This is a genomic window from Streptomyces sp. NPDC054842 (genome assembly GCF_053611025.1).
Map to the genome: position 1 here is coordinate 1 of NZ_JBSGZN010000012.1, position 18,086 is coordinate 18,086.

Sequence of the window (18,086 nt, forward strand, 5' to 3'; positions counted from 1 at the left end):
CGCGTAGACGGCCACACTCGCGATCCCGGCATCCCGGCACGCCCGGGCCACGCGGACAGCGATTTCGCCACGGTTGGCGATGAGCACCTTGCGCACGATGACTCCCTCCTTGAAACAAGCCGAGTTTAGGGACAGCCGACACGACCTTTCGACCCGTCCCCAATGGTGAGCTTGCCCACACGGAGCGTGATTCGAGGCTCGCTCAGCCTGCGAAATCCCTTGTCGCACCGCGGTACGCAGGAATCCTCCCCTGAACCCTAGCCCTCCGGTGTGGCCAAGGTCTCTGTGAGAGCGTGCTGCGCCCCACAGGGTTTCTTTGTGGAGTCCCTACGAATGGCCCAATGATTCTTTGCCCTGCGCCGGGCCCTTGTCCCGCGGTTTACCCGTTAGTAGCGTTCGCTTGTCTCGAACGTACTTGGGGTAACAGCACGCGGAAGTGGGTGGGGACCGGTGGTGCGCAGACCGGCGGCGTGGGTGGCGGCGATCGTGCTCTTCGTGGAGGCGTTCGGTATCGCGCTGCTGAACTGGTACCTGGGCATGGTGGTCGACCGGCAGGACATGTCCCTGGCCGGGCTCGACCCGCACAAGATGTCCGTCTCCTCGAAGGCCGGAGGGCTGGTCTTCGGCCTGTACTTCGCGCTGTGCGGTCTGGCCGCGCTGATGGTGGCGCTGCGCGACCGGCCCCCGGCCGGCATCGGCCGCATCCTGCTGATCAGCGCCGCCGTGGTGCACGCGCTGCTCGGCGCCTTCGCCGTGGGGCTGGTCGGCTGGGGCGCGTTCGTCTTCATGATGGTGGTGCTCGGGCTGATCGTGCTCGTCCTGGTGGCGTACGACCGCCGCCCGGGCCCGGCGGCCGCGCCGCCGGAGAAGGGCGCCGGGGACGGCGGGGGAGCGCCGGTCACGGCGCCCCCGGCCCCCACGGCGGGCTGATCACCTGTCCCGCGGCGTCCACAACTCCGTGATGCCGACGCCCAGTTCGGCGAGCAGCCGGCGCACCGTGGGCAGCGAGATGCCGATGACGTTGCCGTGGTCGCCGTCGATGCCCTCGACGAACGGGGCCGAGCGGCCGTCGAGGGTGAACGCCCCGGCCACGTGGAGGGGTTCGCCCGAGGCGACGTACGCGGCGATCTCGGCGTCGGTGGGCTCGCCGAAGCGCACCACGGTGGACGCCGTCGCCGACACGTACCGCTTGGCCGTCGTGTCGTAGACGCAGTGCCCGGTCTGGAGCGTTCCCGCCCGGCCGCGCATCGCCTTCCAGCGCGCGGTGGCCTCCTCGGCGTCGGCGGGCTTGCCGAGCGCCTCTCCGTCCAGGTCGAGGACCGAGTCGCAGCCGATCACGAGCGCGCCCTGGACCTCGGGCCGCGCCGCGACGACGGACGCCTTCGCCTCGGCGAGCGCGAGGGCGAGTTCGGCGGGCGTCGGGGCGGTGACGCTGTCCTCGTCGAAGCCGCTCACGATCACCTCGGGAGCGAGTCCGGCCTGCCGCAGCAGGCCGAGCCGGGCGGGGGACTGGGAGGCGAGCACGAGGCGGCGGCGTGGCTGATCGGTCATGCCGCCAGGGTATCGGCGCCGCCGGGTGCGTCCCGGGCCGCGCGGTGCGCGGTCAGCCGAGACCGAGGACGATCATCGCGACCATGATCGCGAGCGCCATGAGGACACCGAGGCGGCGCAGCATGTCCTGCATGTCGCGCAGTTCCTCGGGCGGCTCGTTCTCGGGGTCGGACCACAGCATGTCCCCGATCGTGCGGCGGCGGGATCCGGAGCGCCTGAGTACGCATACTCAACTTCCCTAAACGGTTCTGTCGTTCCCTTACGCGTCACTGCCTGCTACCGTCAGGGGCGTCGCTAAAGGAACTCCGGTGCCTTTTAGAGAGGAACGCCTGTGTTCACCACCGCCTGGACCGCAGCGCCCCAGCTCCCCGCCGAGGGCTTCACGCCCAACCGGTCACGCGAGGGTTTCTGGCGTCAGTCGCTGCGCCAGACCGTCCGCGTCACCGCGGGCGGCGACCGTCTCCGCGTCCGCCTCTCCAACGACTACGGGCTCTCGCCCCTGCGGATCGCGGGCGCCACGGTCGCCCGTACGGCCGCGGGTGCCGCCGTCGAGCCCGGCTCGGTCCGGCGGCTCGCCTTCGAGGGTGCGTACGAGGTCACCGTCCCCGCGCGCGGCGATGTGCTCAGTGACCCGGCGGGGCTCACGCTGGAGGCGGGGCAGTCACTGACCGTGACCCTGTACTTCGACGCCGTCACCGGCCCCGCGACCTTTCACGCACAGGCGTTCACGACCGGCCACCGCGGTCCGGGCGACCTGCTGGAGGACGTCACGGGCGACGGCTTCGAGGAGACCGACGAGTCCTGGTACTTCCTGTCGGCCGTCGAGGTCGACGCGGGCGGCGGCGACGCCGTCGCCCTCTTCGGGGACTCCGTCACGGACGGCTTCGGCTCGACCCCGGGCGCCGACCGCCGCTGGTCCGACGCGCTCGCGGGGCGCACCGGACGGCCCGTGCTCAACGCGGGCATCGGCGGGAACCTGCTGCTCAACGACTCCGCCTGGTACGGCGAACGGGGCGTCCGCCGGCTGGCCCGGGACGTCCTGCGGCACCCGGGCGTCGACACCCTCGTCGTGCTCCTGGGGCTCAATGACATCGGGTTCGGTGAGACCCGCGAACAGCCCACGTACCACCCGGCGCCGGTCGTCGAGGCGGACGAACTGATCGACGGCCACCGGGCGTTGATACGGCAGGCCCGCGCACGCGGCCTGCGGGTGATCGGCTCGACCCTGCTGCCGTTCGGCGGCTCCGACCACTGGGGCGAGCACGCGGCGAAGGTGGGCCACGAGGTGAACGAGTGGATCCGCGCCTCGGGGGAGTGGGACGCGGTGGTGGACCTCGCGGCGGTGCTCGCCGGCCCGGCGGACCCGGACCGGCTGCACCCCGCGTACGACTTCGGCGACCACCTGCACCCGAACGACGCCGGGTACGCGGTGATGGCCGAGGCCGTCGCGGAACTGCTCTGAGAAGGCGGACGGGCGCTATCCGGGCCAGTACGTACGGCCCCACGCCCGCGGGCCCGGCGCCGGCGTCCGGCGCAGCGCCAGCCGCGCCGGGTCCGCCCACGCCTCCCGTTCACGGGGCGCGCCGGACGGCGTGTCCGCCGCCGCGGCGCGCGCCCGGACCACCGCGAGTGCGGCGGCCAGCTCCTCCGGGGTCGGATTGCCCCGTACGACCTTGATCGTCATGACCGCTCCCAGGGGGCCTAGAGGGGGATGTTGCCGTGCTTCTTCGGCGGCAGGGACGCGCGCTTCGTCCGCAGCTGGCGGAGCCCCCGGACGACTTGGGCACGGGTGTCGGACGGCATGATCACACCGTCGATGTAGCCGCGCTCGGCCGCCGTGTACGGGTTGAGGAGGGCGTCCTCGTACTCCTGGATGAGCCGCGCCCGGGTCGCCTCGCCGTCCCCTTCGGACTCCGCGGCCGCGATGGTGCGGCGGTGCAGGATGTTCACCGCGCCCTGCGCGCCCATCACCGCGATCTGCGCCGTCGGCCACGCCAGGTTGAGGTCGGCGCCCAGGTGCTTGGAGCCCATGACGTCGTAGGCGCCGCCGAAGGCCTTGCGGGTGATGATGGTGATCAGCGGGACGGTCGCCTCGGCGTACGCGTAGATCAGCTTGGCGCCGCGGCGGATGATGCCGGTGTGCTCCTGGTCGACGCCCGGCAGGAAGCCCGGCACGTCCACGAAGGTGAGCACCGGGACGTTGAAGGCGTCGCAGGTGCGCACGAACCGCGCGGCCTTCTCGCTCGCGTCGATGTCCAGGCAGCCCGCGAACTGCATCGGCTGGTTGGCGACGATGCCCACCGGCTGGCCCTCGACCCGGCCGAAGCCGGTGAGGATGTTGGGCGCGAACAGCGCCTGCGTCTCGAAGAACTCGGCGTCGTCCAGGACGTGTTCGATCACGGTGTGCATGTCGTACGGCTGGTTCGCGCTGTCCGGCACGATCGTGTCGAGCTCGCGGTCCTCGTCCGTCGGCGTCAGGTCCGCCTCCTCGGGGAAGACCGGCGCCTCGCTGAGGTTGTTGGACGGCAGGTACGACAGCAGCTGCTTGACGTACTCGATGGCGTCCTTCTCGTCGCCCGCCATGTGGTGGGCCACACCGGACGCGGAGTTGTGCGTGCGGGCGCCGCCCAGCTCCTCGAAGCCGACGTCCTCACCGGTCACCGTCTTGATGACGTCCGGGCCGGTGATGAACATGTGCGAGGTCTGGTCGACCATGATCGTGAAGTCGGTGATCGCCGGCGAGTAGACGGCGCCGCCCGCACAGGGGCCGACGACCAGGCTGATCTGCGGGATCACGCCCGAGGCATGGGTGTTGCGGCGGAAGATCTCGCCGTACATCCCGAGCGCGCTGACGCCCTCCTGGATGCGGGCGCCGCCGGAGTCGTTGATGCCGATGACCGGGCAGCCCGTCTTCAGCGCGAAGTCCATCACCTTCATGATCTTCTGCCCGAAGACCTCGCCCAGGGCGCCGCCGAAGACGGTGAAGTCCTGCGAGAACACGGCGACGGGGCGGCCGTCGACCGTGCCGTACCCGGTGACGACACCGTCGCCGTACGGGCGGTTCTTCTCCATGCCGAAGTCGGTCGAGCGGTGCCGCGCGAACTCGTCCAGCTCCACGAAGGAGTCCTCGTCGAGGAGGAGTTCGATGCGCTCACGCGCTGTCAGCTTGCCCTTGGCGTGCTGCTTCTCGACGGCGCGCTCCGAGCCGGCGTGCGTCGCCTCTTGGATGCGCCGCTGCAGATCCGCGAGCTTGCCCGCGGTGGTGTGGATGTCGGGGTGGTGCAGCTCTTCCGGCTCGGACATCGGGATGCGGCTCCCTGCCTGCTCAGTGGGGACGTGAGGGTGACGTGCTCAGGGGTTTGCTACTGACTCGTAGGGTAGTGGCGCGGATACCGTTCGGCAGTGCGGCGTTTACCACACCTAGGGTGGGTTGCATGACGCCGCGAGATTCCTCAGACGCGCACGACGAGCCCGGCGACGGCCCGCGCGCGAGCCGCTGGTCGGACCTGGACCGTCCGCCCCTGAACGCCACCGCCCTGCGCCGGGCGCTGGTCCGGGAAGGCGGTCTGTGGTCCTCGCTCGACGTGGTACCCGCGACCGGCTCCACCAACACCGACCTGGCAGGACGGCCCGGAACGCCTGCCGAGGGCGCCGTCCTCGTCGCCGAGGAGCAGCACGCGGGGCGCGGCCGGCTCGACCGCCGGTGGACCGCTCCGGCCCGCTCCGGGCTCTTCTTCTCCGTGCTGCTGAGGCCCGCCGAGGTACCCGTCGAGCGCTGGGGCTGGCTGCCGCTGCTCGCCGGTGTCGCCGTCGCGACGGCCCTGCCGCGCTCCGCGGGCGTGGACACGGCACTCAAGTGGCCCAACGACCTCCTGGTCACCGTCGACGGCGAGGAGCGCAAGGCCGGCGGCATCCTCGCCGAGCGCGCCGGCACCGACGGTGTCGTCATCGGTATCGGCCTCAACGTCACCCTGCGCAAGGACGAACTCCCGGTGCCCGGCGCCGGGTCGCTCGCCCTCGCCGGTGCCGTCTCCACGGACCGCGACACGATCCTGCGGTCCCTGCTGCGCTCGCTGGAGGAGTGGTACGGCAGATGGCGGGCGGCGGGCGGCGACCCCGGGGCGTCGGGTCTGCAGGAGACGTACACCGCCGGGTGCGCGACGCTGGGGCGAGTGGTCCGGGCCGAACTCCCCGGGGACACGTCCATCACCGGTGAGGCGGTGGCCGTCGACGGGGACGGGCGCCTGGTGCTGGCCACCGGCGAGGGCGTGCAGCAGCCGGTGGGCGCGGGGGACATCGTGCACCTGCGGCCCGCCTGAACCGGGGCCGCCGTTCACCGGACCCCGGGCGTTCGAGAAGCGGAGCCCGGGGCAGGAGTCCCAGGTCGGCGCGGGAGGCGGCGGCCGGAGCGAAAGGTTTCGAGGCCGGCCCCAGGACCGTACGAGTCAGGAGTGAGCCAGCGCACACCTGCCGTAGAGTTGAGCGCGGTCGATACCTGACCGCGGCAGATCGGAAGGGCAGCAGGCGTGACCGTCGACGACACGGGCTCCGGCACGGGTGCACACCCCGATCCCGACGCCGGGCCGGCGCGCACCGCCGGGCAGGCCGCCCCTGCGCCGCGAGGCCGCACCGACGCGCACGGGCGTACGGACGCACCGGCCGGCCGGTCCGAGGCGCACGACCGGGTGGACTCCGAGGACGACCAGGGCGAGGGCGACCCGCTCGCCCTGCGGCTCGAACAGCTCATCCTCGGCGCCGAGCGCCGCTACACCCCCTTCCAGGCGGCCCGCAGCGCGGGCGTCTCCATGGAACTGGCGTCCCGTTTCTGGCGGGCCATGGGCTTCGCCGACATCGGCCAGGCCAAGGCGCTCACCGAGGCGGACGTCCTCGCCCTGCGCCGCCTCGCCGGTCTCGTCGAGGCGGGACTGCTGAGCGAGGCGATGGCCGTGCAGGTGGCCCGCTCGACCGGGCAGACGACGGCGCGGCTCGCCGAGTGGCAGATCGACTCCTTCCTGGAGGGCCTGACCGAGCCGCCCGAGCCGGGCATGACCCGCACCGAGGTGACGTACCCCCTGGTCGAGCTGCTCCTGCCCGAGCTGGAGGAGTTCATCGTGTACGTGTGGCGGCGCCAGCTCGCCGCCGCGACCGGCCGGGTCGTCCAGGCCGCGGACGACGAGGAGATGGTCGACCGGCGGCTGGCCGTCGGCTTCGCGGACCTCGTCGGGTTCACCCGGCTGACCCGCCGGATGGAGGAGGAGGAGCTCGGCGAACTCGTCGAGGCCTTCGAGACCACCGCGGCCGACCTGGTCGCCGCGCACGGCGGCCGGCTCATCAAGACCCTGGGCGACGAGGTGCTCTACGCGGCGGACGACGCCGGAGTGGCCGCCGAGATCGCCCTGCGCCTCATCGAGACGATGGCGAACGACGAGACGATGCCGGAGCTGCGCGTCGGCATCGCCTTCGGCACCGTGACCACCCGGATGGGCGACGTCTTCGGCACGACGGTGAACCTGGCGAGCCGGCTCACGTCGATAGCGCCGCGGGACGCCGTCCTGGTGGACGGGGCCTTCGCGGAGGAACTGGTCCGCACCGGCGAGGCGCCCGCCTCCGAGGCGGAGGCCGCCGAGGCCGCGGCCGCCGCGGAGAAGGAGGGCGAGGAGCCGCCCACCTACCGCTTCGCGCTCCAGCCGATGTGGCAGCGGCCCGTGCGCGGCCTCGGCGTCGTGGAGCCCTGGCTGCTCACCCGACGGGGCGCGGCACCCTAGCCAGCGGGTCGACGCACAGGCCGATCACCGGCACGCACAGGCCCGGGTCGTCCGGGCCCGGGTCCGGTGCGCGCGTGCTGCGGCTCGGGGCGGGCCGCGGCGCGGCGGACGTGGCGGGCGGCCTCGACGGGGCCGGCGGCGCGGAGGTCACGGGGTCCGCGGGACCCTCCGGGATGCCGGTCCGGCCGGCCGCCGGGTCCACGGGCCGGGACGGCGGGGGCGTGCCCGTGGCGGACGTCGGCACGGCCGTCGCCCCCGAGGTCGGGGTGGCACCCGCCCCGCCCATCACGGTGCTCGCCGAAGGAGCAGCGGTACCGGTCGTGGGCGTCGGCTCGACGGTGGCGGCGGCGTTGCCCGCCGGGTCGCTGGCGGCGCCGGTCCCGTGGGGCCCGGCCTCGACCCGCCCGGCACCCCCGCCCAGCGGATCGGGCGTGAGCCGTACGAGGCTCAGCGCACCGGCGGCGAGGGCGAGACCGCCGACCGCGACCAGGGTCCGGCGCGGCCGTGGCCTGCGGTGACGTCCCCGCACGGGGCGCGTCCACGGCGCGAGGCGGTCCCGGGGCGCCTCCCCGCCCGTCGGCGGTGCCGTCGGCGCCGTGTCCGGCGGTGGTGTCGCTTCCGCTGTTTCCGTCATGCCGGTCCCTCCCGGTGCGTCGGCGCCCCCCGATGCGCTGTAGCGGTGCGCAGGTTATGCGCGGCTTGCGGGCGTACGGGCGGAGTCGGGGCCCGTGTCACCCGAACGAGGAGCCGGGCGGGACGGGACGCCTTTTCCTCGGCGGCCCCGGCTGCGATGATCGGGACGTCGGTGTTAACCCGCGTTAACCAGGAGGGCGTCATGGCGGAGCAAGGGGACGAGCGGCGGTTCGGGGAGTTCGTCGCCGTACGGCGGCACGGGCATGTCGCGGAGCTCGCGCTCGACCGGCCCAAGGCGATGAACGCGGTGTCCACGGACATGGCGCGCTCCGTCGCCGGGGCCTGCGACGCCCTCGCCGCCGACCGCGACGTACGGGTGGTCGTGCTGACCTCCACGCACGAGCGGGCCTTCTGCGTCGGCGCCGACCTCAAGGAGCGCAACTCCTTCAGCGACGCCGATCTGCTGCGCCAGCGTCCCGTGGCGCGGGCCGCGTACACCGGGGTGCTGGAGCTGCCGATGCCCACCGTCGCCGCCGTGCACGGGTTCGCGCTGGGCGGCGGTTTCGAGCTCGCGCTGTCCTGCGACCTGATCGTGGCCGACCGCACCGCCGTCCTCGGGCTGCCCGAGGTGTCGGTCGGGGTGATCCCCGGCGGCGGCGGTACGCAGCTGCTGCCCCGCCGGGTGGGCGCGGCCCGCGCGGCGGAGCTGATCTTCACCGCGCGGCGGCTGCGGGCCGAGGAGGCGCGGGAGCTGGGCCTGGTCGACGAGCTGGTGGACGAGGGCCGGGACCGCGAGGAGGCGCTCGCGCTCGCCGCCCGGATCGCCGCGAACTCGCCGGTCGGCCTGCGGGCCGCCAAGCGCGCGCTGCGGCTGGGCCACGGCCTCGACCTGCGGGCGGGCCTGGAGGTCGAGGACGCCGCCTGGCGCTCGGTCGCCTTCTCCGGCGACCGCGCGGAAGGAGTCGCGGCCTTCAACGAGAAGCGGGACCCGCAGTGGCCGGGCGAGTGACCCCTGCGACGCCGGTGCCCTGACCGCGGGCCGCCCTGGCGAGGCGCCCGCGAGCCCAGGGGAGTCGGGCCCCGTTGGTGAGGGCGTGGCCGGCCGGGTGTCGGGCGGTCGCGCCAAATGCCGCGCGCCGGGGGCGGCCTCCCGGTGCCGTCGGTCCCGCGGTGGTGGCCGTCCCGCCCGGCGGGCGGAGGCTCCCGCGCCGCGCGCCCGGATGGATGGGGGCGCCGGGGGCCGGGCGGCCATGCTGGTGCCGCGCTTCAGGGCGGCCTTGCGTGTCTTCGGGCCGCGGTGGTCACAGCGTCCGGCGGCCCATGTTCCCCGCGTCGCGCCTCCGGGGTGGGGCGCCGCCGACCGGGCTACAGGCGGCCGCCTTGATGCCGCGCGTCAGGGGGCTGGTGTTTTCCGGGCCGCGGCGGTCGCGGGGCCCGGCGGGCCGGTTTCCCCGCGCCGCGCCCCGGGACAGGGACGTCGGCGGCCGGGCGTCGGGCTGCCCATGCTGGTGCCGCGCTTCAGGGGCGGGCCTGAGTGTTTTCCGTCCCACGGCGGTGCCGGTACCGCCCGGACGGACCTTCCCCCCGTCGCACCCCCGTGGTGGGGACGCCGGCCCCGCCAGGGGGTGGCCATGTTCATGCCGCGCCCAGACGGCCTACCGGCGTCGTCGTGTCCGCGATGGTGGTCGTGCCGACCGGTGGGTGGGGCGCCACGGCCAGTCGGGCGGCTGTTCGGCGCACTGATCGCCCTAATTGTCGGAAATTTACCTAGCCTGTGGTGATGGGTGAGGACATTCGGCTGAGGGCCGTGGTGGCGCTGGCGCAGGGGATGGCGGCGGCGCACAGCCCGCGGGAGTCCTGGCGGGCCGCAGCGCTCGGCGCGTGCCGCGCGCTGTCCGGCAGCTTCGCCGCGCTCTCCGTGTGGGAGCGCGAACTCGGCAGGCTGCGCGTCCTGGTCAACGTGGGCGAGCGCGCGGCCGACGAGGAGGAGTTCCCCGACGGGGAGTCCTACCCCGTGCACCAGTTCCCGGAGATCACCGAGTTCCTGCACGAGCGCTGGGCGTGCGGCGGCGAGCCCAACGCCTGGGTGGAGACGGCGGAGGGCCCGGCCGGGGGCCGCGCCGGGTACTGCCACCAGCGGGTCGCCGCCCTGCGCAGGCGCGGCCGCGGCTGCTGCGTCGTCGCGCCGATCGTCCTGCACGGCCGCGCCTGGGGGGAGCTGTACGTGGCCCGCCGCACGGGCGACCCCGTCTTCGACGGCGGCGACGCCGACTTCGCCACCGTGCTGGCCTCCGTCGTGGCCGCCGGCATCGCCCAGACCGAGCGTCTGGAGGAGGCTCGCCGGCTCGCGTTCACCGACGCGCTGACCGGCCTGGCCAACCGCCGCGCCGTCGACGTACGCCTCGACGAGGCCGTCGAGCTGCACCGGCGGGACGGCGCCGTGGTCAGCCTCGTCGTCTGTGACCTGAACGGGCTCAAGCGGGTCAACGACACCCGCGGGCACGCCGTGGGCGACCGCCTGCTGGAACGTTTCGGGTCCGTGCTGTCGCTGTGCGGGGCGATGCTCCCGGGCGCCCTGGCGGCCCGCCTCGGCGGCGACGAGTTCTGCCTGCTCGCGGTCGGGCCCGCCTCCGACGAGGTCGTCCGCATCGCCGACGAGCTGTGCCGGCGGGCGGCCGAGCTGGAACTCGGCGACGGCGTGGCCTGCGGGGTCGCCTCCACCGAGGACCCGATCGGGCCCGTACGGTCCGCCCGCCGGCTCTTCCGGCTGGCCGACGCCGCCCAGTACCGAGCGAAGGCCGTGCGGGCCACGAGGCCGGTGGTCGCCGGGCGCGAGGGTCCGGACGACCCCGTCGTGCGCCTCGCGGACACCCCGCCGCCCGCAGCCGCGGAGCGCCGCCGCTTCCGGGGCCGGCATGAACCGCGGCCCTGATCGGGCGGGTGCGCCCGGGACGCGAGGGCGCCTTCGTGACGTACCTCGGAGTAAGGGGTCAACCGGCCACCCACTAGTGACATCGAGGAATTCACTGCGTACGCTCCTGAATATGGATATGCACACTGTGGTGGTGGGGACGTCGGGCGTGACCGCGTCCGACGTACTCGCCGTGGCGCGCGGCGGCGCCCGGATCGAGCTCTCCGGCGAGGCGGTGGCGGCCCTCGCCGCGGCCCGCGGGATCGTGGAGGCGCTGGCCGCCAAACCGGACCCCGTGTACGGCGTCTCGACGGGCTTCGGCGCCCTCGCGACCCGGCACATCAGCCCGGAACTCCGCGCCCAGCTCCAGCGCAACATCGTCCGCTCGCACGCGGCCGGGATGGGCCCGCGCGTGGAGCGCGAGGTGGTCCGCGCGCTGATGTTCCTGCGGCTGAAGACCGTCTGCTCGGGACGCACGGGCGTACGGCCCGAGGTCGCGCAGACCATGGCCGACATCCTGAACGCGGGCATCACCCCCGTCGTCCACGAGTACGGCTCGCTCGGCTGCTCCGGCGACCTCGCCCCGCTCTCGCACTGCGCGCTGACGCTGATGGGCGAGGGGGACGCCGAGGGCCCCGACGGGGTCGTCCGGCCCGCGGGCGAACTGCTCGCCGAGCACGGCATCGCCCCCGTCGAGCTGCGCGAGAAGGAGGGCCTCGCCCTTCTCAACGGCACCGACGGCATGCTCGGCATGCTCGTCATGGCCCTCGCCGACCTGGACACGCTCTACAAGTCCGCCGACGTCACCGCGGCCCTCTCCCTGGAGGCCCTGCTCGGCACGGACAAGGTCCTCGCCCCCGAGCTGCACGCCATCCGCCCGCACCCCGGGCAGGGCGCCTCCGCCGCCAACATGCTGGCGGTGTTGAAGGGTTCGCAGCTCACCGGCCACCACCAGGACGACGCGCCGCGCGTGCAGGACGCGTACTCCGTGCGCTGCGCCCCGCAGGTCGCGGGCGCCGGACGCGACACCCTCGCCCACGCCCGCACGGTCGCCGAGCGCGAACTCGCCTCCGCCGTCGACAACCCGGTGGTCCTGCCCGACGGGCGCGTCGAGTCGAACGGCAACTTCCACGGCGCCCCGGTGGCGTACGTCCTCGACTTCCTCGCCATCGCCGCGGCCGACCTCGGCTCCATCGCCGAGCGCCGCACCGACCGCCTGCTCGACAAGAACCGCTCGCACGGGCTGCCGCCGTTCCTCGCGGACGACGCCGGCGTCGACTCGGGCCTGATGATCGCCCAGTACACGCAGGCCGCGCTGGTCAGCGAGATGAAGCGGCTCGCCGTACCGGCCTCCGCGGACTCCATCCCCTCCTCCGCGATGCAGGAGGACCACGTCTCGATGGGCTGGTCGGCGGCGCGCAAACTGCGGACGGCCGTGGACAACCTCACCCGGATCATCGCCATCGAGCTGTACGCCGCCACCCGCGCGATCGAGCTGCGCGAGGGACTGGCCCCGGCCCCGGCGTCGCGGGCGGTCATCGAGGCCGTGCGCGCGGCCGGCGTCCAGGGTCCCGGCCCCGACCGCTTCCTCGCGCCCGACCTGGCCGCGGCGGACGCCTTCGTGCGGGCCGGCCGGGTCGTGGCCGCGGTGGAGCCGGTGACGGGGCCCCTGGCCTGAGTCCCCCCGGCACCACCGGGCGCGTCCGCCCGGCGCCGGTGCCGGAGATACGGGTGGGGCCGCTGCCGACCGGGCGGCGGTCCCACCTGTGCTAAGGTCTCGTTGATACGCTATTCAGTTATCCCCTTACTTTCTGCGCCTGATCGGAATCTTCCGCAGGCGCGTTTTGTTTTACGGAACGACGCCCCCGTCTGCATCGGGGACGCGCTTCTTTTGAGCCGGGGCCCACACCTCTCGGGTGCGGGCCCCGACTCCTGCTCTTTACGGGGCCCAGGAAGGAAATCCAGAGCCAGCATGACTCGATCCGAACGCGCCGCCCGCACCACTTCGGGCCGGCCCACCGGCGCCGCCGCCCGGCGTCCCCAGAAGAACGGCACCAGGGGCGCCGGCAAGGGCGGCCCGGTCCGCAAGGCCGTGGCGCCGCAGGAATTCTCGCTGCCCGAGACCGTCACGCCCGCACTGCCCGCCGTCGAGTCCTTCGACGCGCTGGACATGCCGGCCGCGCTGACGAAGACCCTCACGGCCCAGGGTGTGACCGAGCCGTTCCCGATCCAGGCCGCCACCCTGCCCAACACCCTGGCGGGACGCGACGTGCTCGGCCGCGGACGCACCGGCTCGGGCAAGACGCTCGCGTTCGGACTCGCCCTGCTGGCCCGCACCGCCGGCCGCCGCGCCGAGCCCAAGGCGCCGCTCGCGCTGGTCCTGGTGCCCACCCGTGAGCTGGCCCAGCAGGTCTCCGACGCCCTCACCCCGTACGCGACCGCCGTCAACCTCCGGCTGACCGTCGCCGTGGGCGGCATGTCGATCGGGCGGCAGGCGGGTTCGCTGCGCCGCGGCGCCGAGGTGCTGGTCGCCACCCCCGGCCGCCTGAAGGACCTCATCGAGCGCGGGGACTGCACGCTGGAGCAGGTCGCCATCACCGTCCTCGACGAGGCCGACCAGATGGCCGACATGGGCTTCATGCCGCAGGTCACGGCGCTGCTCAAGCAGGTCGAGCCGGACGGGCAGCGGATGCTGTTCTCGGCGACGCTGGATAAGAACATCGACCGGCTCGTCCGGATGTTCCTCACCGACCCGGTGGTGCACTCCGTGGACCCGTCGGCCGGCGCGGTGACGACGATGGAGCACCACGTGCTGCACGTCGCCGACGAGACCGACAAGAAGGCCGTCGCGATGCGGATCGCGGCCCGTGAGGGCCGGGTGATCCTCTTCGTGGACACCAAGCGCGGCGCCGACCGGTTCACCAAGCGCCTGCTGGCCAACGGCGTGCGCGCCTCCGCCCTGCACGGCGGACGCAGCCAGCCGCAGCGCAACCGCACCCTCGACCAGTTCAAGAACGGCGACGTCACCGCGCTCGTCGCGACCAACGTCGCGGCCCGCGGAATCCACGTCGACGACCTCGACCTCGTGGTCAACGTCGACCCGCCGACCGACCACAAGGACTACCTGCACCGCGGCGGCCGTACCGCCCGGGCCGGCGAGTCCGGCAGCGTCGTGACGCTCGTCCTGCCCGAGCAGAAGCGGGAGATGACGCGGCTGATGGCCGACGCCGGCATCAGCCCGCGCACGGCCCGCGTCACGTCCAGCGACGAGGAGCTGGCCCGGCTCACCGGGGCGCGCGAGCCCTCCGGCGTCCCGGTCGTCATCGAGATCCCGCAGCCCGTCGAGCAGCCGAAGCAGCGGCCCAGGTCGCGGCCGAGGACCGCCGCCGGCACCGGCACGGGCCGGCGCACCGGTTCCGCGGGCCGCACCGGCGGCACCGGCACGGGCGGCCGTACGAACGGCACCGGCGCCGGGGGCCGTACGGCCGGCGGCACCGCCGGACGCACCGGTGCCTCCGCCGGCGGCCGTACCGGCGCGGCTACCGGTGGCCGCACCGGATCGGGCACCGGGGGCCGTGGCGCCGCCGGTTCCGGAGCCGGCACGGGCGGTACGCGCTCGGGTTCGGGCGGGCGCGGCCGGGGCCGTGCCCCGCAGCGCGGCGGCCAGGGCGGCGGCGGACGCAGCGCGGCCTAGGCTTCCTCGTCCTTTTCCGGCCGGCCCCGGCCGTGACGAACGCCGGTCACATTGGTCGGCCGGGCCCGGACGACAGGCCCCGCCCTGCCTGTCGAGGTCCCGGCGCACCCGCGCCGGGGCACTGTGCCCGGTCCCGCTCGGACCGGGCGGGCAGGTTCGTGCACCGCGCCGGACGGCGCAGCCGGCGAGCGCCCCCCGGTGGGCGTCGCTGTCGGACCGGGCGGGCAGGTCCGCCGACCGCGCCGGACGCCGCAGCCGGTGGGGATCACCCGGCAGACGCCGGCTACACGTCGCCCAGGAACCCCGGGTCCACGGAGTCGAGTTCCAGGCAGAAGTGCCGGTTGACGCCGAGGAGTTCGGCGAGGGGGACCGCGCGGCGGCTGGTCGCCGCCAGGTCCCGCCGGGCCTCGGCCGACCACAGGAACGGCGCGATCGAGATCCCCTGCGATCCGGTCAGCGCGCCCGACTCGGCCCGCCAGCCGGGCCAGCGCAGGGTCTCGTAGAACTGCTCCATGCCGCCGGTCAACAGCCAGGCGAGCCACGGGCCGTAGCCGGCTCCGAGCGCCTCCCAGCGCAGCGAGTCCGGCGCGAAGTACACCATCTCGCCGGGCTCGCCCGGCCGCCCCGAGACCTGTGGGTCCGCCCCGTTCAGCGCGAAGACGCCGCCCAGCACGTCGTGGCCGACGACGAGGGCCCCCCGCGGCCGCCATACGGGGTCGAAGCGCACGGGGAAGCCGTTGACCTCGGCCAGTGAGGGCACTTCGCGCAGTCCGGGCGGCGCCGACGGCGCGGCCGCGCCGGGACTGCCGTAGACGCGCAGCCACCCGCTGTCCAGCACCAGGCCACCGCAGTTGAGGACCAGCGCCCCCAGCCGGGAGCGTGCGGTGATCTGCATCTGCAGGAGGGACGCGCGCGCCCGCTCCGGGTCCACGGGGAGCACGTCGACGTGCACCTCGCTAGCGGCCAGGTCCGCGGTGAGGAGGGGCCACGCGGGCGCCTCGACGTCGGTCAGCTCGATCAGGTCTCGCATGGGTCCACCCGGGTTCTCGCGTGCCGCGGCCGCCGTGCTCAACGGGCCGTCGTACGTTGCTCAGAAGGCGGTCGCGCGCTCCCGTCGCACCGAGTACGCCACGAACCCGGCCCCGAGGCCGAGGAGGAGCGTGCCGCCGACGACGTAGGGCGTGGTGTCGACGCCGCCGGTGTCGGCGAGCCGGGCACCGTCACCCGTGGTCTCGGCGGAGGTCCGAGTGACGTCCGTGGACGTCGAGGTGAGGGAGGTCCCCGAGGAGTCCGGCCAGGACGACGAGTTCGCCGTCTCGGCGGAGGTGCGGGTCATGGACGCCGAGTGCTGTGCTGGGTCGTCCTGTGTGGCGTTGGCGGACGGGACGAACCACAGGGCCCCCAGCAGGGTCCCGGCGGCGGTGGCGGTCAGCAACGATCGACGTGCGGCGGACACGGAATATCGATCCCCTTGTGGCGCTGGCGAATTGGCCGTGCGGGGCGATGCTAATGAACAGCGCGGGTCGTGGGAAAGTCGCGCATCGTGCGGGCCGTACGCTCCCTCCCATGAGTACTCCTGAGACATCACGGTTTGTACGGCTTCGGGTCGAACTGGTGCTGGAGGTCGACGACAGCGGCGCCGTCACCAAGGCCGCCCTCCAGCGGATCGCGGGGGACACGGACATGCCGGCCGACGAGCGGGCGCACGCCGAGAGCGCGGTGACGGAAGACACTGCCGAGGCCCTCGCTTACCTCGTCGATCCGTTCGACCTGGTCAGCGAGGTGCCCGGGATCGAGCTCGCCCAGGCGTCGTGGAGCAGCGAGCAGATCGACTACGACCCCGATTCGCCGGATTGGGACCTGGACGAGGATGATGCTGCGGAGGACGACGAGGAGAACGGACTCGGCTGACGCGACTTGGGGAAAACGTGACCCCGGGGGGCAACCGCCGTCCGGGGTTTCCTCGTCTCACCAGGCGCACTGACCACCTGAGCACCACGGTCGGTCCCGGTCCGCCCGTCGGACCGGTCGACCCGACGTGGTGTGGCCCACACATCCGAGGGATGTGGAACGGGACGTACCGGTCGTAGCGTTGGAAGTTCTTAACGGGACTCTCGGGTTTTCGGGTTTTCGGCAACGATGGAGAAGCGTGTGATGACGGACAGTAAGCGGCGCAAGGGTCTGATGGCCGCGTCCGCACTGCTCGGCGGGGTGCTGGTGCTCTCCGCGTGCAGCGGAGGCGACGATTCGGCCGGCGCGGCGGACGGCGGTGACAGCACCTCGCAGGCCAAGGTCGACGAGGCAGCCGCCAAGAAGACGTCCGAGGCCCAGATCAAGATCACGCCCAAGGACGGCTCCGACAACGCCTCCATCAACACCGGCACCAAGGTCACCGTGAGCAAGGGCAAGCTCACGGAGGTCACGCTGAAGACCGCCGCGGGCACCGCCGTGGCCGGCCAGATATCCGCTGACAAGAAGAGCTGGGCCCCCACCGGCCAGCTCGAGCGCGCCACGACCTACAAGCTCACCGCCGAGGCGAAGGACTCCGCGGGCCGCGCCGCCCACGAGAACGCCTCGTTCACCACGGTCTCCCCGGCCAACAGCTTCATCGGCAACTTCACGCCCGAGGACGGCGCCACCGTCGGCGTCGGCATGCCGGTCTCGATCAACTTCGACAAGGCGATCACCAACAAGTCCGCCGTGCAGAAGGGGATCACCGTCTCCTCCACCAGCGGCCAGGAGGTCGTCGGGCACTGGTTCAGCCCCAACCGCCTGGACTTCCGCCCGGAGGAGTACTGGCAGAGCGGCTCGACCGTCACCCTGAAGCTGAACCTCGACGGTGTCGAGGGCGCGAACGGCGTGTACGGCGTCCAGCAGAAGACGGTCACCTTCAAGATCGGCCGCAACCAGGTCTCCGTCGTCGACGCCGAGACCAAGACGATGAAGATCACCCGGGACGGCAAGACCGTCAAGACCATCCCGATCTCCGCGGGCGCTCCGGAGAACAAGACGTACGAAGGCCAGATGGTGATCTCCGAGAAGTTCAAGGAGACCCGGATGGACGGCTCGACCGTCGGCTTCACCAAGGAGGACGGCAAGGGCGAGTACGACATCAAGGACGTGCCGCACGCCATGCGGCTGTCCGCCTCCGGCACCTTCATCCACGGCAACTACTGGGGAGCCAAGTCCATCTTCGGCTCGGTGAACACCAGTCACGGCTGTGTGGGCCTGTCGGACACCAAGGGCGCCAACGACCCGAACACGCCCGCGGCCTGGTTCTACAACAACTCCCTGATCGGTGACGTCGTCGTGGTCAAGAACACCGGCGACAAGACGATCTCCCCGGACAACGGTCTGAGCGACTGGAACATGGACTGGGCCACCTGGAAGGCGGGCGCGGCGGCCTGACGCCCCCTCAGCGGTCCCGAGCGGCGGTCTCCCGGCAGGGGGCCGCCGCTCTCGCGTTCCCCGGCCCGTTCCGTGCCGCGCACGTCCCGCTCCGCCTCGGAGGCCCGATGCGGCGCCCAGGGTG

General features: G+C 73.3%; 18 protein-coding genes. 10 read left to right on the forward strand and 8 right to left on the reverse strand.

Translation table 11 applies throughout. The annotated features are described in order from the left end of the window. On the reverse strand, positions 1-96 hold a 96-nt coding region (locus ACWGIS_RS11715; protein ID WP_279617129.1), incomplete at its 3' end, for a biotin carboxylase N-terminal domain-containing protein. Between the two features lie 354 nt (positions 97-450). On the opposite strand from ACWGIS_RS11715, the gene ACWGIS_RS11720 reads away from it, so the two are divergent. Beyond that, positions 451-930 carry a hypothetical protein gene (locus ACWGIS_RS11720; RefSeq protein ID WP_453362223.1) on the forward strand — a complete coding sequence of 160 codons (480 nt, stop codon included), beginning with the start codon at positions 451-453 and terminating at the stop codon, positions 928-930. Here the strand turns inward: ACWGIS_RS11720 and ACWGIS_RS11725 are convergent, their stop codons facing one another. Continuing rightward, positions 931-1,551 (reverse strand): Maf family protein, encoded by a 621-nt coding sequence (locus ACWGIS_RS11725; RefSeq protein WP_453362224.1) that lies wholly within the window; start codon positions 1,549-1,551, stop codon positions 931-933. Between the two features lie 52 nt (positions 1,552-1,603). Then, positions 1,604-1,732 (reverse strand): morphogenic membrane protein MmpB, encoded by a 129-nt coding sequence (gene mmpB, locus ACWGIS_RS11730; protein ID WP_453362225.1) that lies wholly within the window; start codon positions 1,730-1,732, stop codon positions 1,604-1,606. Positions 1,733-1,882: 150 nt separating this feature from the next. Between mmpB and ACWGIS_RS11735 the strand changes: the two genes are divergently transcribed. Then, positions 1,883-3,013: an SGNH/GDSL hydrolase family protein gene (locus ACWGIS_RS11735; protein WP_453362226.1), complete on the forward strand. Its 1,131-nt coding sequence runs from the start codon at positions 1,883-1,885 to the stop codon at positions 3,011-3,013. Between the two features lie 15 nt (positions 3,014-3,028). Here the strand turns inward: ACWGIS_RS11735 and ACWGIS_RS11740 are convergent, their stop codons facing one another. Next, complete coding sequence (locus tag ACWGIS_RS11740) at positions 3,029-3,235, reverse strand: acyl-CoA carboxylase subunit epsilon (RefSeq protein ID WP_453362227.1); 207 nt, start codon at positions 3,233-3,235, stop codon at positions 3,029-3,031. 17 nt (positions 3,236-3,252) lie between these two features. After that, on the reverse strand, positions 3,253-4,854 hold the full coding sequence (locus ACWGIS_RS11745; RefSeq protein WP_453362228.1) for an acyl-CoA carboxylase subunit beta: 1,602 nt from the start codon (positions 4,852-4,854) through the stop codon (positions 3,253-3,255). Positions 4,855-4,985: 131 nt separating this feature from the next. Between ACWGIS_RS11745 and ACWGIS_RS11750 the strand changes: the two genes are divergently transcribed. Together ACWGIS_RS11750 and ACWGIS_RS11755 are read left to right on the forward strand one after the other, a co-directional pair. Beyond that, positions 4,986-5,870: a biotin--[acetyl-CoA-carboxylase] ligase gene (locus tag ACWGIS_RS11750; RefSeq protein ID WP_453362229.1), complete on the forward strand. Its 885-nt coding sequence runs from the start codon at positions 4,986-4,988 to the stop codon at positions 5,868-5,870. Positions 5,871-6,077: 207 nt separating this feature from the next. Continuing rightward, positions 6,078-7,316, forward strand: coding sequence for an adenylate/guanylate cyclase domain-containing protein (locus ACWGIS_RS11755; RefSeq protein ID WP_453362230.1), 1,239 nt, complete (start codon positions 6,078-6,080; stop codon positions 7,314-7,316). Here ACWGIS_RS11755 and ACWGIS_RS11760 read toward each other — a convergent pair. Further along, entirely contained in the window at positions 7,291-7,950 is a 660-nt protein-coding gene (locus tag ACWGIS_RS11760) for a hypothetical protein (RefSeq protein ID WP_453362231.1), read from the reverse strand. The two genes, ACWGIS_RS11755 and ACWGIS_RS11760, sit on opposite strands and share 26 nt — an antisense overlap. Positions 7,951-8,151: 201 nt before the next feature. On the opposite strand from ACWGIS_RS11760, the gene ACWGIS_RS11765 reads away from it, so the two are divergent. The 4 genes from ACWGIS_RS11765 to ACWGIS_RS11780 all read left to right on the forward strand — a co-directional run bounded on the left by ACWGIS_RS11765 (position 8,152) and on the right by ACWGIS_RS11780 (position 14,554). Then, complete coding sequence (locus ACWGIS_RS11765) at positions 8,152-8,958, forward strand: enoyl-CoA hydratase/isomerase family protein (protein ID WP_453362232.1); 807 nt, start codon at positions 8,152-8,154, stop codon at positions 8,956-8,958. A gap of 771 nt (positions 8,959-9,729) precedes the next feature. Continuing rightward, positions 9,730-10,881, forward strand: coding sequence for a diguanylate cyclase domain-containing protein (locus ACWGIS_RS11770; protein WP_453362233.1), 1,152 nt, complete (start codon positions 9,730-9,732; stop codon positions 10,879-10,881). Positions 10,882-10,999: 118 nt separating this feature from the next. After that, positions 11,000-12,538, forward strand: coding sequence for a histidine ammonia-lyase (gene hutH, locus ACWGIS_RS11775; protein WP_453362368.1), 1,539 nt, complete (start codon positions 11,000-11,002; stop codon positions 12,536-12,538). A gap of 294 nt (positions 12,539-12,832) precedes the next feature. Continuing rightward, positions 12,833-14,554, forward strand: coding sequence for a DEAD/DEAH box helicase (locus ACWGIS_RS11780; RefSeq protein ID WP_453362234.1), 1,722 nt, complete (start codon positions 12,833-12,835; stop codon positions 14,552-14,554). Between the two features lie 283 nt (positions 14,555-14,837). On the opposite strand, the gene ACWGIS_RS11785 is transcribed toward ACWGIS_RS11780, so the two are convergent. Further along, positions 14,838-15,584 carry a DUF2625 family protein gene (locus tag ACWGIS_RS11785; protein WP_453362235.1) on the reverse strand — a complete coding sequence of 249 codons (747 nt, stop codon included), beginning with the start codon at positions 15,582-15,584 and terminating at the stop codon, positions 14,838-14,840. Positions 15,585-15,644: 60 nt separating this feature from the next. Beyond that, a complete protein-coding gene (locus tag ACWGIS_RS11790) occupies positions 15,645-15,989 on the reverse strand; it encodes an LPXTG cell wall anchor domain-containing protein (protein WP_453362369.1) in 345 nt (114 codons plus the stop codon). 131 nt (positions 15,990-16,120) lie between these two features. Between ACWGIS_RS11790 and ACWGIS_RS11795 the strand changes: the two genes are divergently transcribed. Both ACWGIS_RS11795 and ACWGIS_RS11800 read left to right on the forward strand, forming a co-directional pair. Continuing rightward, positions 16,121-16,465: a hypothetical protein gene (locus tag ACWGIS_RS11795; protein WP_453362236.1), complete on the forward strand. Its 345-nt coding sequence runs from the start codon at positions 16,121-16,123 to the stop codon at positions 16,463-16,465. A 243-nt stretch (positions 16,466-16,708) separates the two neighbouring features. Next, the gene (locus tag ACWGIS_RS11800) at positions 16,709-17,962 is read left to right on the forward strand and encodes a L,D-transpeptidase (protein WP_453362237.1); all 1,254 of its coding nucleotides are present in this window, start codon (positions 16,709-16,711) and stop codon (positions 17,960-17,962) included. Positions 17,963-18,086: the final 124 nt, after the last annotated feature.

Bases quoted from the DNA above. Each gene is read 5' to 3' on its own strand.
- hutH (WP_453362368.1), top strand. From the start codon at position 11,000: ATGCACACTGTGGTGGTGGGGACGTCGGGCGTGACCGCGTCCGACGTA.
- ACWGIS_RS11750 (WP_453362229.1), top strand. From the start codon at position 4,986: ATGACGCCGCGAGATTCCTCAGACGCGCACGACGAGCCCGGCGACGGC.
- ACWGIS_RS11725 (WP_453362224.1), bottom strand. From the start codon at position 1,551: ATGACCGATCAGCCACGCCGCCGCCTCGTGCTCGCCTCCCAGTCCCCC.
- ACWGIS_RS11800 (WP_453362237.1), top strand. From the start codon at position 16,709: ATGACGGACAGTAAGCGGCGCAAGGGTCTGATGGCCGCGTCCGCACTG.
- ACWGIS_RS11770 (WP_453362233.1), top strand. From the start codon at position 9,730: ATGGGTGAGGACATTCGGCTGAGGGCCGTGGTGGCGCTGGCGCAGGGG.
- mmpB (WP_453362225.1), bottom strand. From the start codon at position 1,732: ATGCTGTGGTCCGACCCCGAGAACGAGCCGCCCGAGGAACTGCGCGAC.
- ACWGIS_RS11740 (WP_453362227.1), bottom strand. From the start codon at position 3,235: ATGACGATCAAGGTCGTACGGGGCAATCCGACCCCGGAGGAGCTGGCC.
- ACWGIS_RS11745 (WP_453362228.1), bottom strand. From the start codon at position 4,854: ATGTCCGAGCCGGAAGAGCTGCACCACCCCGACATCCACACCACCGCG.
- ACWGIS_RS11795 (WP_453362236.1), top strand. From the start codon at position 16,121: ATGAGTACTCCTGAGACATCACGGTTTGTACGGCTTCGGGTCGAACTG.
- ACWGIS_RS11785 (WP_453362235.1), bottom strand. From the start codon at position 15,584: ATGCGAGACCTGATCGAGCTGACCGACGTCGAGGCGCCCGCGTGGCCC.
- ACWGIS_RS11760 (WP_453362231.1), bottom strand. From the start codon at position 7,950: ATGACGGAAACAGCGGAAGCGACACCACCGCCGGACACGGCGCCGACG.
- ACWGIS_RS11780 (WP_453362234.1), top strand. From the start codon at position 12,833: ATGACTCGATCCGAACGCGCCGCCCGCACCACTTCGGGCCGGCCCACC.
- ACWGIS_RS11765 (WP_453362232.1), top strand. From the start codon at position 8,152: ATGGCGGAGCAAGGGGACGAGCGGCGGTTCGGGGAGTTCGTCGCCGTA.